Raw genomic sequence first — 12,669 nt, 5'->3', positions numbered from 1 at the left:
CCGTCTGACTCAGCAGCAACCCGGCGACCATCCAGCCCAACAGCAGCAAGTGCCGCTGGTCGCAGAAGGCGCTGTGTTGACGCAGGAGGCCGATCAGCTCACGATGGAGACGGGTCTGGGGATCCACGGGGGATTGGATTGGTTTCGCAGCCCCAAGCTCCCATGGCTCCCTGCCCACCCCATTGACTGAGACCCATTCTGTCGCAAGGGTTCTCAGACTTGTGTCGGGCAGTCAGGTCCGCCACTGGTTGGCGGTGGATGCCGGGCCTCTACGACCGCCGCTCCGACTGGGGGCTGACTGCCTGCGAGGCCGGCTACAACGCCAAGGGGGACTGTCGGCGGCCTGCGGCGCCGACCTGAAGCGGTCGGTTTTCGTGCCGAAGGAGCAGCCCGGGCCCAACGTCAGCTGAGAAAGGTCATGGTCAGGCTCACCAGGGCCAGGCCCGTGAGGCCGGTGGCGGTCAGCAGTCCGATGGATCGGTGCATGGGGATCTCCTGTTGCCCCAGAACCTAGAGCAATCCTTAAGAAGCGCAATCGTTCCGCTTGCGGCCGCATCAATCCGTCATGGAACGGGGTTCTCGCGGCGATGGCTCTGGCTTTGCCACCCTGGACCCTCCTCCTGCAACACCGATGGCGGCTGCCGTCAGCATCGCGCTGGCCCTGGAGGGCCAGCTGCGCCTCGATGACCAGCCCGCCCTGCACCAGGCCGTGGCGCTGGCCCGCCAGCGCAGCGCGCGCCTGTTGGTGCTGGCCTGCCGGCCCGAGGCGCAGCGCCTGCGCGGACCCCACCAGCGCCGTTTGGAAACCCAGGCCCTGGCGGCGTTGCAGCAGCGCCTGGCGGCGGCGGCCATTCCCCTGCTGGTCGTTCCCCAGCTCACGACGGCGGCCGCCCTGGCCGAACTCCGCCCCCTGGTGCAGCCCGAGGCGGTGCTGAACGCCAGCGAAAGCCGCCTGTTCGACACCTGGCCGGTGGCGGCCGAACGCTTCCCGCAAGTGTTCAGCCAGTTCCGCCGCGGGCTGGAGCGCGCCCCGCAGCCACCCCTGCCCCCACCGGATCTCGCCGGCCTGGGGGGCACCTGGGACGACCTCCCCCGCACCTGGCTGGCGTCGCCGGCGGCGCCCGGGGCCGGGAGCGATTCCCGCAGCGCCTTCCCCTTCAGCGGCGATGAGCCCACGGCCCTGGCCCGGCTGCAGCACTACCTGTTCGACTCCAGCGGGCTGCGCGATTACAAGGCCAGCCGCAACGGGCTGGTGGGCACCGAGTTCTCCGCCAAGTTCTCCCCCTTCCTGGGCGTGGGCTCCCTCTCGGTGCGGCGGATCTGGCAGGGGGTACTCCGCTACCAGGAGCTCCATGGCGCCGACGAGGGCTCGCAGTGGATGCAACAGGAACTGCTCTGGCGCGAGTTCTTCCTCTGGTCGGAGCAGCACCACGGCGCGGCCTTCCACGCCCCCGGCGGGATCCAGGATCGCCCGCCCCAATGGCAGGCGGACCGGCAGCGCTTCGCCCGCTGGACCCGCGGGGATTCCGGCCATCCCCTGATCGATGCCCAGCTGAACGAACTGCTGAGCACCGGCTACCTCTCCAACCGCGGCCGCCAGTGGGTGGCCTCCCATTTCGTCAATGAGCTGCGGCTGCCCTGGATCTGGGGGGCGCGTTTCTTCGAGTGGGCCCTGATCGATGCCCACCCGGCCCTGAACACGGGCAACTGGGCCTACCTGGCCGGCGTCGGCTCCGACCCGCGCAGCTTCGGCGGCGCCCCCCGCCGCTTCGATCTGGAGCGCCAGGTGCGCCTCTATGACCCCCAGCAGACCCACCGCCAGCGCTGGAGTTGAACCTGTGACCCTCACCCTGTGGCCCTGACCCTGATCCTCGGCGACCAGCTCCACCCCGACTGGCTCACCCCCTCGCCCCTGCAGCTCGCCCCGGGCTCCCGGGTGCTGATGATCGAGGACCTGGCCGTGGCCTCCACCTGGCGCTACCACCGCCTGCGCTTGCTGCACACCTTCGTGGCGATGCGCAGCTTCCGCGATTCGCTGATCGAACGGGGCGTGACGGTGCACTACTTCGAGCTGCCCGATTCGGTGGGGGTGTCGTTCTGGCAGCGGCTGGCGGATCAGTTGGGGGACGGGCAAGAGCTCCAGGTGGCCGCGGTCGCCGACCGGGGCTTCGAGGCGCGGCTGCAGCGGTTCTGCGCGGAGCAGGACGTGCCGCTCAGCGTGTTGCCCTCACCGGCCTTCCTGGAATCGGTGGCCGCAAGCCGGGCCTGGTTTGAAGGGCGCCGCCGCCCCTTCATGAAGACCTTCTATGAACGCCAGCGGCGCCGCCTCGGCCTGCTGCTGGAGGCCGATGGCAGCCCCACTGGCGGCCGCTGGAGCTTCGATGCCGATAACCGCCGCAAGCTGCCCAAGGGCTACGTGGAGCCGCCGCTGCCGGCGGTGCCGGCCAGCCCCCATGAGCCGGTGGTGCGGGCCCTGATCGACACCCACTTCGCCGATCACCCCGGCGCGCTGGGGCCCCTGTGGATCCCCTTCGATCAGGCCGGCGCCGAGGCCTGGCTGCAGCGCTTCCTGGCGGAGCGGCTCGACGGCTTCGGGCCCTTCGAGGACGCCCTCAGCCAGCACCACGACACCCTCAACCATTCCCTGCTCTCGCCCCTGCTCAACATCGGCCTGCTCACCCCCGCGGCGGTGATCGCCGCCACCCTGGCCCACGCCGCGGCACGGGAGCAGCGCGGCCAGCCGGTGCCGATCGCCTCGCTGGAGGGCTTCCTGCGCCAGGTGATCGGCTGGCGCGAGTTCGTGCGCGGCATCGACCGGGTGCACGGCGAGCGCCAGGCCGCCGCCAACTTCTGGAACCACCACCGCCGCCTCGCCCCCTGCTGGAACGACGCCAGCACCGGCCTGCCGCCGTTGGATGCGGCGATCGAACGGGTGAACCGGCTCGGCTACAACCACCACATCGAACGGCTGATGGTGATCAGCAACCTGATGCTGCTGTGTGAGATCCACCCCGGCGAGGTGCACCGCTGGTTCATGGAGCGCTACCTGGATTCCTACGAATGGGTGATGGGCCCGAATGTGTATGGCATGGGCCAGATGAGCGACGGCGGCCTGTTCGCCACCAAGCCCTACATCGGCGGCTCCAACTACATCCTCAAGATGGGCGACGTCAAGAAGGGCCCCTGGTGCGAAATCTGGGATGGCCTCTACTGGCGCTTCATCGACCGCCACCAGGAGTTCTTCCAGGCCAACCCCCGCCTCTCGATGATGGTGCGGATGCTGGAGAAGATGGACCCCAAACGGCGCCAGGCGCTGGAGCTCGCCGCCGGGGCGTTCCTGGAGCGGGCCACCATGGTTGTGCCCTGAACCGCTCCCTGCCCGTGACCGCCTCCGCCGCTGCTGCCGCCCGGCCGCCCGCCCCCGCTCTGCTGCTGGAGCGACTGGCTGGAGTGGAGGGGATGGGCCGCGGCCGGCAACGGCTGGTGCTGCTGTTCAGCCAGCTGGGGGACTTCGACAGCCTTGAGTACGCCCAGGCTCTGGTGCCGGTGTTGCCGCAGCTGGAGAGTGCCGGCATCGCCGTGCTGGCGATCGGCATCGGCGACGCGGCGGGCCGCGCTCGCTTCTGCGGCTTCACCGGCTTCCCGAGTGAGCGGCTACTGGTGGATGCTGAGCCGGATCTGCACCGCGACCTGGGGCTCTACGAGGGCCTGAAGCAGGCCGGCGGGCCCTGGCCCAACCTGCTGCTGATGTGCGCCGGCCTCGGTTCCCCCGGCACCCTGGCCGAAGTGCTGCGCGGCTACACCGGTGATCGCAGCGCCCCCCAGCGCATCGCCGACGACGAGACCATCCAGGCGGGTCCCCTGCCGCCGATCAAAGGGTCGTTCTTCGCACGGGCCGGCGGCCGCGGCTTCCAGCGCCCCTTCGAGCTGGCTACCGTGCGGCTGCGCAACATGGCCGAAGTGCTGGGCCACTGGCGCACCTACGTCCCCCGCGACGACTTCCTCACCCAGCGCGGCGGCACCTATCTGCTTGAGGCCGATGACAGCCTCCTCTACAGCCACCGCGACCCCGGCATCCTCGGCTTCTCGGCCACCATGGCCCGGCCGTTGAGCTTCCTGGATCCGTATCTGGACTGAGGTGGGTGCTGGAGGCGCAGACTTAGTCCATGACTAAGCTAAGCAAGACTCCCGACTCGGTCTTGTGGAAGGTCCAGCGCCGGCCCACCGTCTGGTGAATGTGCACCAGGCCAAAACCCAGCTCTCGCGGTTGATCGATGACGCCCATGCCGGTGAAACGATCGTCCTGGCCAAGGCCGGCAAGCCCTGGGCCAGGCTGATGCCTCTGGAGGCGCCAGCCCCGCAGCGCCTCCCTGGTCGTCTGCGCCGCCTGGGTCCCCTTAGCCAGCCAGACGCCTTACTTGAGCCGATGCCGCCCGATCAGCTCGCCGACTGGGAAGCAAGCCCGGTGATTCCGGCGCCAGCCCTGCCGTGAGCAGCCCCTCCGCCTACCTGCTCGACAGCCATGTCCTGCTGTGGTGGTGGTTCGATCCGGAGCGGCTCTCGGGTGCTGTCCAGGCGCTTCTGGTCGACCCCAGCAGCCGGATCCTGGTGAGTGCGGCATCGGTCTGGGAACTCAGCCTCAAGCACCATCAGGGCAAGTTGCCCGAGCTGGCGACGGCCATGGCTGATCTCCCTGGCCTGCTCCAGGCCGATGGCTTCCAGCCCCTGCCGATCTCCCTGGCCCACGGCCTGAGGGCCGGCGGCTACAACCAGCCCCACCGTGATCCCTTTGATCGGGTGCTGGCGGCCCAGGCCGAGCTGGAGCGGCTGGTGCTGCTCACCGCTGATCCGCAGCTGTCCACTTTCCCGTGCCAGACGTTCTGGTGAGAAGCGAGGCCGGCCAGAAGAGGCCAACCAGAGTTACAGCCCCTCCAGCAGGGGGCGCAGCGCCTCGGCCGGTCCGCGCTCGGGCTCGAACAGGGGGCCGTCGCCCTCGATGACCTGGCCGTCGTGCAGGCAGATCCGGAAGAGGGCATCACCCATAGAGTCCACCACGATGCAGTGGCGGGCCCGCACGCTGACGATCGGCAGGAACCCGGCGAGCCACTCCATGGTGGTCCTGATCTGGCGGGTGGCCCGTTCGTTGTCGTCGTCGAAGCCGCCGTAGGCCAGCCGCAGGAACAGGCTGCCCCAGGGCTCGCGGCGCTGGTAGTAGAAGGCGTGGCTGTTGATCCCATGGCCCCAGAAGCCCACGCTGAGAGTGCCGAGGGGAGCGGCGCTCAGAAAGGAATCGATCGTGCTTTGGAGCAGGTAGAGCGGCTCTGTGCCCCGGGCCGTGCCGAACAGGGTCTGCCCCTGCCAGTGCAGCGGCTGATTGGGAGGAACAAGGGAAAGGGGGAAGGGCCCTCCGATCCGCTCGGCGTAGAAGTTCAGAAGGCTGTCGAGCGTTGGCTCCATCGATGGGTCTGCGGCGGGCCCCATCCTCCCCAGCAGGGCCGGATCGAGGCCTTTTCCCCTGCGAAGGACCAGAGGCGACGAGGCACTCCCGGTGTCACAGAGCCCCCAACCCCGCCTTCAACCCCTCGGTGACAGCCGCCAGAAACGGCAGATCCAGCGTGTCGATCGTGTCGCTCATCCGGTGGTAACGCGGATTGCGCAGGAAGGAGGTGTCCGTCACCATCACGGCGTCATAGCCCGCATCCCAGAAGGGGCTGTGGTCGCTGAGGCGCACATCGGGAAGTGAGCGGCCGGCATCGGGCACCGGCAGCATCGCCGCGGCGCCCAGGTTGCCCACCACGGCGATGAAATCGCCCCGGTCGCCGTACACCGCCCGCATCGCTTGGACTGGATAGCTCTGGGTCTCACAGGTGTAGGCGAGCATCTCCAGGCTCTCCACCAGCTTCAGCTTCTGGCCGCCGGCCTGGAGTTCCTGGGCCAGGGCCGTGCTGCCGAGCCTGCCCCACTCCTCCTGATCGAAGGCCACGATCCACACCGCCCGCCGGGGCGGCTCGTCGGCCCAGTGCTTGGCCAGCTCGATCAGGGCCGCCAGCCCTGAGGCGTTGTCGTCAGCGCCGATCGAGTGCAAGGGGCCGTCGTAGTGGGCCGCCACCAGCAGGGGATCGAGCTCAGGGCGCTGGCCGGGGAGCATGAGGATCAGGTTGGTACCCGCGTCGATGCCCTCATGGAAGTGGTGCTCCTGCACCGGCCCCAGGGGGGCTAACTGCTCGGTGAGATAGGCGCGCACCGCCATCAGGCCCATGGGATCCCAGCGCGCATGGCGGGGCCGGGCCAGGTGCTGCAGGTGCTCCAGCAGGGGCGCGGGGGTGTTGCTGGGGCTGGTGTTGCCGTTGGCGGGACGGTCGATGGGGCACGAAGCCTATTCGCTTGACACCTGCACTGCAAGTGTGGATAATTTGGACATGGTCAAGGTCTCCACTCCCGCCGATGCGCTCTACGGCCTCGAGGACCTCCTCGTAGCCGCCGGCGATCTCCTGAGGGAGGAGATCTCACCGCGCACCGTGCGTCTCTATGCCACCCAGGGGCTGATCGATCGCCCCGGCAAGGAAGGTCGCAGCGCGGTGTACGGCCAACGGCACCTGTTGCAACTGGTGCTGGTGCGCGCCCTGGCCCGGCGCGGCCTCAGCCTCTCCGCCATTGCTCCCTTCTGCGTTCTGGCCGACGCCGATCTGGAGCAACAGTTGGAGCAGCTCGATGGGGAAGGTGCGGCGGCCACCGCTCCCTCCGCTTCCACGGGCAACGAGGCCCTGCAGTACCTGCGGGATCTGTCGTCCACGGCCGACGGCCCCGATTCTCCGGCAGACGAGTCTTCGTCCTTCGCACGAAAAGCCACCGCGATGGGCTCCGTTCTTGGGATGCTCAACAAACCCCTGTCCTCCCTCTCCCGTTCCGAGCGAACCCCCTCCGGATCCCGCTCCAGCGATGGCGGCAGCCGCTGGCTGCGTTTCACCCTCGCCCCCGGCATCGAAGTGCACGTCCGCGACTCCGTTTTGCCTCCTCCTGCAGGCCCCCGGCGCCAGCAATGGCTCCAGCACCTCTTGGACCGGCTCAACGCCCTGCTCGACGCCGCCGACCGCTGAACCCGTTCCCCCGTCCCGCCGCTAACCTCCACCATGACCCGTCCCATCCTGCGCTTCCGGCCCCTGCGGCCGGCGGTTGCTTCCGATCGCCCCTCGACCCTCGATCTGCTGCTCACGATCACCCCACCGCCGGCGGCCGCAGGCGCCACCCTGCGCGAGCGGCCGCCGCTCAACCTGGCCCTGGTGATCGACCGCTCCGGTTCGATGAGCGGCACCAAGCTCAGCTACGCCCGTAAGGCGGCCCGCTTCCTGGCCGGCGAGCTCACCAGCCGCGATCGCCTCGCCATCGTCAGCTTCGACGACGAGGTGCAGATCGTCGTGCCCTCGCGGCTCGTGGCCGATCCCCAGCCCTTCATCGCCGCGATCAACACGATCCACAGCGGTGGCTGCACGGCTCTCTTCGATGGCTGGCGAGTCGGGGCCACCCAGGTGGCGGAGCATCTGGATCCCGGGGCGATGAACCGGGTGCTGCTGCTCTCCGATGGCCAGGCCAACGAGGGACTCACCAACCAGGAGCAGATCGCCGCCAAGGTGGCGGGTCTGACCCAGCGGGGCATCAGCACCAGTGCTTTCGGCCTCGGGGATGACTTCGACGAGGACCTGATGGGGGCGATGGCCGCCGCGGGCGATGGCACCCTGGCCCACATCGAAACCCCAAGCCAGCTGGCGGATCTCTACGCCTCCGAGCTCCAGGGACTGGCCAGCACCTTCGGGCGGCGGGTGAGCCTCGGGGTGCGAGGCAAGCACGGCGCCGAGGTGGTCGATCGGCTCAACGACCTCACGCCCACCACGGCCGGGAACCATCAACTCCCCAACCTGCGCGCCTGCCAGGAGCTCAACGTGGGCCTGCAGATCAACCTGCCCGCCTGGATCCCCGACCAGGAGATCCTCAGCGTGCGCCTGGCCTGGGAGGCCCCCGGCAGCGGCGAACGCCAGAGCCTGATCGAGCACCTGCAGTTGCCGGTGATGGAAAGCGAGGAGATCAAACAGCTGGACCCCGATGGGGCGGTAGCTGAGCAACTGGCCGTGTTCAAGGCCAACCGTGAACGCAACCGCGTCATCGCCGAACTCGATCGAGGCGATGTCGGCAGCGCCAGCGTCAGCCTGGGCAAGCTGTTCGGCGACCTGTCGGTGATGCCCGCCACCCCCAGGCTCACCCGGGAGCTCAACCTGCTCAGCGAGAAGCTGGCTTTGCTCAAGAGCGATCCGAAGCGCGGCCGCAAGCGCCTGCGCAACGAATCGCAGCGCTCCAGCCTCAACGTGTGGGAGAGCGACGATGAACAGACCTGAGGTGGTGGCGATCGGAAGGTGCTGGAGCAGCTGCTGGTGGCGCTGCTGGGCAGCGCGGTGAGCCAATGTCCAGCCGTGGTAGCTACCATTGGTCACTATCAGCTTGCGGCCTGCTATTGACATCGCCCGTCTTTTCCAATCGGGCCGCAGCCAGGCTGTGCGGCTGCCGAAGGACTATCGCTTCAGCGGAAACGAAGTAGTGGTCAAGCATTTCGGCAATGGGGTGCTGCTGTTGCCCATCGATGACCCCTGGCAAACCCTTGAGGCGGCTCTCGCAGCCTTTGAACCGGGATTCGTGCTCACCCGCGAGCAGCCCGAGGAGCAGATCCGGGACGCGATCATTCCATGATCTTGCTTGATACCAATATCTGCATCCACATCATCAATGCCAAGCCAGCAGCAGTTCTGTAACGGTTCAAGCGCTATCAACTCGGAGAGATTGGCCTTTGTGGCGTGGTTGCTGCTGAACTGGCCTTTGGTGTGGCCAAGAGTGGTTCGGCACGCAATCGCCAGGCCCTGGAGATGTTTTGTCCCCACTGGACGTTCTCCCGTTCGACGAGCGCGCTGCCTGGGCCTATGGAGATCTGCGTGCGGAGCTGGAACGCCGGGGTACACCGATTGGCTCGCTCGACACGATGATCGCGCCCCATGCCCTGAGTCTGCAGGCCACGCTGATCACCAACAACACCCGCGAATTTGCCCAGGTGAGCGGCCTGCAGGTTGAAAACTGGGTGCCGACGGCCTAGGCGGAGGCCGGGCAGGGATGAATGACCAGATCGCTGCTGGGGTTGCGGGTGATTTGCACGCGATCGGTGGCGAGACGGAACACGGCCGGGATACCCACGGCCTGGCCGTCCAGGAATCCGGTCATGGACGTGATCCGCAGGCTTACTGCAGCCGGCACCTGGAGGAGCTGGCGCTGCTGGCCGAAGAGCGCCTCATTCATAGTGAGTCCACAGCCTCAGCACCTTCACAACCCTCTCGTCGGGCAGCACCTGGTAGACAAGCCGGCGCTGGATGTTGAGCTGGAGGCGGGCTTCCGTGGCAGAAATGCTGGCCATCGAAGCGTTGATGCCATCGCGTACGTCAAAGCGTACCGCTTCTGGCCCTGGACCTGGCAAAGGTTGCGGCCGAGACCCCGAAGCGGTTCGAGGACCTCTTTGAGGCATTCAAGGCTGAAGCCCAGCAAGGTGTCTGGCGGCTGGGTTCTGTTCAGCGCCATCAAGGCCCTGGCTGGCGGCGACGCCAGAGGCGCAATGAGACTTCTAAGCGATCCTGATACCGCCCCACCTCCCGACAAAATGGCGGTGATTCCTGCCTGCCGCCTCCAACGCTTCACTGATGATCACCGCAAGCTCTTCAACGCTGGTGGCTTCTGTGATTTCAACCATGGCTGACCAACACTTTGCCCGCCTTGCGCGGCCGTTGCCGCTGCCGGAAATACTGCTGCATCTGCTCCTCAGGCAGCAGCTTGAGCTCATCCTCAAGTAGCCGGGGCCTTGCAGGTATTGACTAATCTTGCATGGCTATAGTTCTTGAACGAGTTAATCAGCCTTTGTGGCAGTTGCTTTGATGCCACTCCAAGAACGCAGGGTCGGGCTGGTTGGCTGAGTTGCCGGGGAGTGAGCCAAGCCGTTTTCCATGCAAAGCATAATACTTTCGCCCATTAGAAAATTCTTCTCTGATGCGCCTGCTGATTTCTACGTGAAATTCTTTTGTCAAAGTTAGGTATCCATTGTCAAAAAGTGTATGCGGATCAGATCTCATCAGGATTCCGTTGGGAATCTGGTGAGGTCCATTTTCTGAATATAGCTTGATATGTGCAGCTTCCAGGACCAGGCAAGGTCTTCTCTCCTGTGATAGCGCATCTGCGCGAGTACTCATCCATTACCACGATCCGGAAGCCACCCTGACCCAGCCTTGGCTTGATGATCTGTTCTTTGCCAAACCGCATTGTAGGTCCTTCATTTTCACCTTCTTCAGCCTTTGGCTCTAGTGAGAAAAAAGTCTGTGCGGCCTCAAAGAGCCTTAGCCCCTCGCTCCCCAGCAAGATCTCATAGCTTATCCCTGTAACGATATTGATATTGGGCGACCAGTCAGAAGGCGGATCTATCTTGCTTTCAAGATCTAAGTAAAGTGGTTGAGTCAGGACTGTTCATCCGATTGCTGGATTGTACTCGCTGTCACGTCGCAGCTCCTGAATCTTGCGGCGAAAGTGGAGAAAGTCGGGCATGCCATTCTTGTCCCCAAAAGCTTTCCATGTAAGTTCAGGTGGAAGGGTTATACGCCGAACAAAAAAGCCCCGTCAATAATTTTGTTCTCTGGGTACTTCAATTTAAACAGGAAAAGCTCGTTCGGCTCAAGCACCTTGAATGACTTGTCGCCCGGGGTCGCCAGAGATTCCTCTCCTCAGCTTTGCAGGATCTAAGGTATCGGAGCCGGTCCGTATCGGTAATGCCGACGTAGACCTTCATCGCTTAACTTTTCTGGGATTGGCCTTGAATGGGATCGATTGCTCCACGCCAGCCTGTTCGTGAATCATTCGGCCTAGTGGCATAGTCTGCAGTTCCACTGTAGCCTTATGACTGTTCTGCCATCGGACCGAATTGATAGCTTGCTGGTCGCTAGGGTGCAACCACAATGGGTTGATTAGTTCGGAGCTTTGCCACGACTCCACGATGGTCTTTGAGGGGGGCGCCCGCCGTCAGCTTGCAGTGGAGTGCCTGGATCTCATCAGGGGAAATAAGGGTCAGGTCGTAGAAGAAGCCGTTGCTCATGTGGCACCCGTCCGTCTCCGCTTCGCAAAGGTCAAATTCAGGCTGCATGAGGTAGTAGGCGGCACTCAACAGCCAGGAGATGCTGTTTCGGACCACCAGGGACACGGTCGCTATTGAGACCTCTGGCGTGCAGTTTGGCCGGTCATCAAGCCAATTGGGGAAACGCCAGTTTCACTTGTTCAACGGGTGCAACTGCAGCAGGCTCCGAGCTCAAACTCCTTGCTTCGCACCTGAGCGGGTATGCCCCATGCCCTTCCGCTTCCGCCGCAGCGCCCGCCTCGGCCCCCTGCGCCTCAATTTCGGCAAGAGCGGCCTCAGCTCCATTTCCCTGGGGGGGGGGCGCGGGGCGTCCCTCAACATCCCGGTGGCCCGCGCTGGTGGCCCCCGCACCACCGTGGGGCTGCCGGGCACCGGGCTGAGCTGGAGCGTGAAGCACGGCCCCGGGGCGCCGTCGGCGTCGGCGGCGGGCCTGCCCAACAGCCGCCGTTTCCGGCCCAGCCAGCTTGAGGCCCTCCGGCAGGGGTGCCTGGGGTGTTGCAGGAGCAGCTGTTCGCTCCCGGCTCCGGTGGCCAGCGGCTCTGGGAGCACAACCTGATCACCCGGCTGCTGGCCGATCCCACCATCGGCGGCCGCACCCAGGGGCTGCTGGCCGTGGTCGAAACGCCGGAGGCGATGCAGGCCTGCGTGAGGCGCGCGCAAGGCCAGGACGACGTGAAGCGCCGGGCCCATCGCTGTGTGGAGGCGGTGCAGGAAGCGCTGCGGCTGGTGAACGCCCTGGGCTGGGGCCCGTTACAAGGACTTATGGTTCAGCCATAATTATGGCCCTGGTATAAACTTCCCTAGCGTTGGCCGTTGTCTTCCGCCGTCCCCGGCTGGCCGCTGAGCTGGCCGGTCGTCTGCTCCATCCCGGTGTCCTTGACGAGGGCCTGCGGTCGGGGCTGTTCCTGTCGGGGCTGCGTCGGACGGGCAAAACCACCTTCCTGCTGACGGATCTGGTGCCGGAACTGGAGGCCCAGGGGGCGGTGGTGATCTACGTCGACCTCTGGAGCGACATCAAGGTCAGCCCGGCGACGCTGGTCTATGCCGCTGTCCGCCGCATGCTGACGGACCTGGTGACGCCAGCTTCCACGCCCCTGGCCCGGTTGCGCCGGCTCAGGGGACTGGATCTCGGTGGGCTGGGTTTTCGTTTCGGGTTCCAGTTGGAGCAGCTGGGGGAAACCGGTGGGGCAACCCTGGCCCAAGCCCTCACGGAGGTGGTCGATCAGGCCAGGGGCGATGTGGTGCTGATCGTGGATGAGGTGCAGCAGGCCATCACCACCGAGGAGGGCCAGCAACTGTTGCTGGCCCTCAAGGCCGCCCGGGACGCCATCAACCCCAGACCCTGACTGCCCGACACATCTCATCCGAGACGGTCATGCGACAGCCAGCAGTTGGGACTGGCGTGGCCGTGGCGGCAGGTCAATCCGCGTGAACCAGGGCTGTTTCTGCCGTCGTTGGACGCCGCG

The 12,669-nt window shown here is 65.9% G+C and carries 19 protein-coding genes; 13 read left to right on the top strand and 6 right to left on the bottom strand.

Annotated features, from left to right (window positions below):
* Positions 1-565: 565 nt before the first annotated feature.
* The 5 genes from KBZ33_RS19900 to KBZ33_RS19880 all read left to right on the top strand — a co-directional run bounded on the left by KBZ33_RS19900 (position 566) and on the right by KBZ33_RS19880 (position 4,887).
* A complete protein-coding gene (locus KBZ33_RS19900; RefSeq protein ID WP_255011935.1) occupies positions 566-1,834 on the top strand; it encodes an FAD-binding domain-containing protein in 1,269 nt (422 codons plus the stop codon).
* Positions 1,835-1,852: 18 nt separating this feature from the next.
* Entirely contained in the window at positions 1,853-3,367 is a 1,515-nt protein-coding gene (locus tag KBZ33_RS19895) for a cryptochrome/photolyase family protein (protein ID WP_254955178.1), read from the top strand.
* A gap of 92 nt (positions 3,368-3,459) precedes the next feature.
* Positions 3,460-4,137, top strand: a complete 678-nt coding sequence (locus KBZ33_RS19890) for a peroxiredoxin-like family protein (RefSeq protein WP_254955180.1) — start codon at positions 3,460-3,462, stop codon at positions 4,135-4,137.
* Between the two features lie 94 nt (positions 4,138-4,231).
* Positions 4,232-4,492, top strand: coding sequence for a type II toxin-antitoxin system Phd/YefM family antitoxin (locus KBZ33_RS19885; RefSeq protein WP_255011933.1), 261 nt, complete (start codon positions 4,232-4,234; stop codon positions 4,490-4,492).
* Positions 4,489-4,887, top strand: a complete 399-nt coding sequence (locus KBZ33_RS19880) for a type II toxin-antitoxin system VapC family toxin (protein WP_254955176.1) — start codon at positions 4,489-4,491, stop codon at positions 4,885-4,887. The genes KBZ33_RS19885 and KBZ33_RS19880 overlap by 4 nt, the downstream gene beginning before the upstream one ends.
* A 33-nt stretch (positions 4,888-4,920) precedes the next feature.
* On the opposite strand, the gene KBZ33_RS19875 is transcribed toward KBZ33_RS19880, so the two are convergent.
* Complete coding sequence (locus tag KBZ33_RS19875; RefSeq protein WP_254955175.1) at positions 4,921-5,457, bottom strand: hypothetical protein; 537 nt, start codon at positions 5,455-5,457, stop codon at positions 4,921-4,923.
* Between the two features lie 94 nt (positions 5,458-5,551).
* Entirely contained in the window at positions 5,552-6,250 is a 699-nt protein-coding gene (locus KBZ33_RS19870) for a M20/M25/M40 family metallo-hydrolase (RefSeq protein ID WP_255011931.1), read from the bottom strand.
* A gap of 169 nt (positions 6,251-6,419) precedes the next feature.
* Between KBZ33_RS19870 and KBZ33_RS19865 the strand changes: the two genes are divergently transcribed.
* The 4 genes from KBZ33_RS19865 (at position 6,420) to KBZ33_RS19850 (ending at position 9,133) form a co-directional block, all read left to right on the top strand.
* Positions 6,420-7,097 carry a MerR family transcriptional regulator gene (locus KBZ33_RS19865; protein WP_254955173.1) on the top strand — a complete coding sequence of 226 codons (678 nt, stop codon included), beginning with the start codon at positions 6,420-6,422 and terminating at the stop codon, positions 7,095-7,097.
* 33 nt (positions 7,098-7,130) lie between these two features.
* Complete coding sequence (locus tag KBZ33_RS19860; RefSeq protein WP_254955172.1) at positions 7,131-8,387, top strand: VWA domain-containing protein; 1,257 nt, start codon at positions 7,131-7,133, stop codon at positions 8,385-8,387.
* Between the two features lie 103 nt (positions 8,388-8,490).
* Positions 8,491-8,736, top strand: coding sequence for an antitoxin (locus tag KBZ33_RS19855; RefSeq protein ID WP_254955171.1), 246 nt, complete (start codon positions 8,491-8,493; stop codon positions 8,734-8,736).
* A gap of 178 nt (positions 8,737-8,914) precedes the next feature.
* Positions 8,915-9,133, top strand: coding sequence for a PIN domain-containing protein (locus KBZ33_RS19850; RefSeq protein WP_254955170.1), 219 nt, complete (start codon positions 8,915-8,917; stop codon positions 9,131-9,133).
* Here KBZ33_RS19850 and KBZ33_RS19845 read toward each other — a convergent pair.
* A complete protein-coding gene (locus KBZ33_RS19845; protein WP_255011929.1) occupies positions 9,130-9,333 on the bottom strand; it encodes a hypothetical protein in 204 nt (67 codons plus the stop codon). The two genes, KBZ33_RS19850 and KBZ33_RS19845, sit on opposite strands and share 4 nt — an antisense overlap.
* Positions 9,326-9,448, bottom strand: coding sequence for a hypothetical protein (locus KBZ33_RS19840; protein WP_254955168.1), 123 nt, complete (start codon positions 9,446-9,448; stop codon positions 9,326-9,328). Before KBZ33_RS19840 ends, KBZ33_RS19845 begins: the two co-directional genes overlap by 8 nt.
* A gap of 280 nt (positions 9,449-9,728) precedes the next feature.
* On the opposite strand from KBZ33_RS19840, the gene KBZ33_RS19835 reads away from it, so the two are divergent.
* Complete coding sequence (locus KBZ33_RS19835) at positions 9,729-9,878, top strand: hypothetical protein (protein WP_254955167.1); 150 nt, start codon at positions 9,729-9,731, stop codon at positions 9,876-9,878.
* A gap of 57 nt (positions 9,879-9,935) precedes the next feature.
* Here KBZ33_RS19835 and KBZ33_RS21950 read toward each other — a convergent pair whose 3' ends face one another.
* Positions 9,936-10,271, bottom strand: a complete 336-nt coding sequence (locus KBZ33_RS21950; RefSeq protein ID WP_396108888.1) for an HNH endonuclease — start codon at positions 10,269-10,271, stop codon at positions 9,936-9,938.
* A 740-nt stretch (positions 10,272-11,011) separates the two neighbouring features.
* Positions 11,012-11,233, bottom strand: coding sequence for a hypothetical protein (locus KBZ33_RS19830; RefSeq protein WP_255011927.1), 222 nt, complete (start codon positions 11,231-11,233; stop codon positions 11,012-11,014).
* Positions 11,234-11,411: 178 nt separating this feature from the next.
* Here KBZ33_RS19830 and KBZ33_RS19825 point away from each other — a divergent pair, with 178 nt between their 5' ends.
* From KBZ33_RS19825 to KBZ33_RS19815, 3 genes are read left to right on the top strand one after another with little or no spacing between them, the layout of a single operon-like run.
* Positions 11,412-11,759, top strand: a complete 348-nt coding sequence (locus tag KBZ33_RS19825; protein WP_254955165.1) for a DUF4236 domain-containing protein — start codon at positions 11,412-11,414, stop codon at positions 11,757-11,759.
* On the top strand, positions 11,699-11,980 hold the full coding sequence (locus tag KBZ33_RS19820; RefSeq protein WP_255011926.1) for a hypothetical protein: 282 nt from the start codon (positions 11,699-11,701) through the stop codon (positions 11,978-11,980). Before KBZ33_RS19825 ends, KBZ33_RS19820 begins: the two co-directional genes overlap by 61 nt.
* Before the next feature lie 29 nt (positions 11,981-12,009).
* Positions 12,010-12,549, top strand: a complete 540-nt coding sequence (locus KBZ33_RS19815; protein WP_254955163.1) for an AAA family ATPase — start codon at positions 12,010-12,012, stop codon at positions 12,547-12,549.
* The last annotated feature ends 120 nt before the right edge of the window (positions 12,550-12,669 follow it).

The organism is Cyanobium sp. Cruz-8D1 (genome assembly GCF_024345975.1).
Classification (GTDB): Bacteria; Cyanobacteriota; Cyanobacteriia; order PCC-6307; family Cyanobiaceae; genus Cyanobium.
The sequence above is the reverse complement of the archived record's forward strand: the minus strand, read 5'-3'. Positions and strand labels throughout refer to the sequence as shown.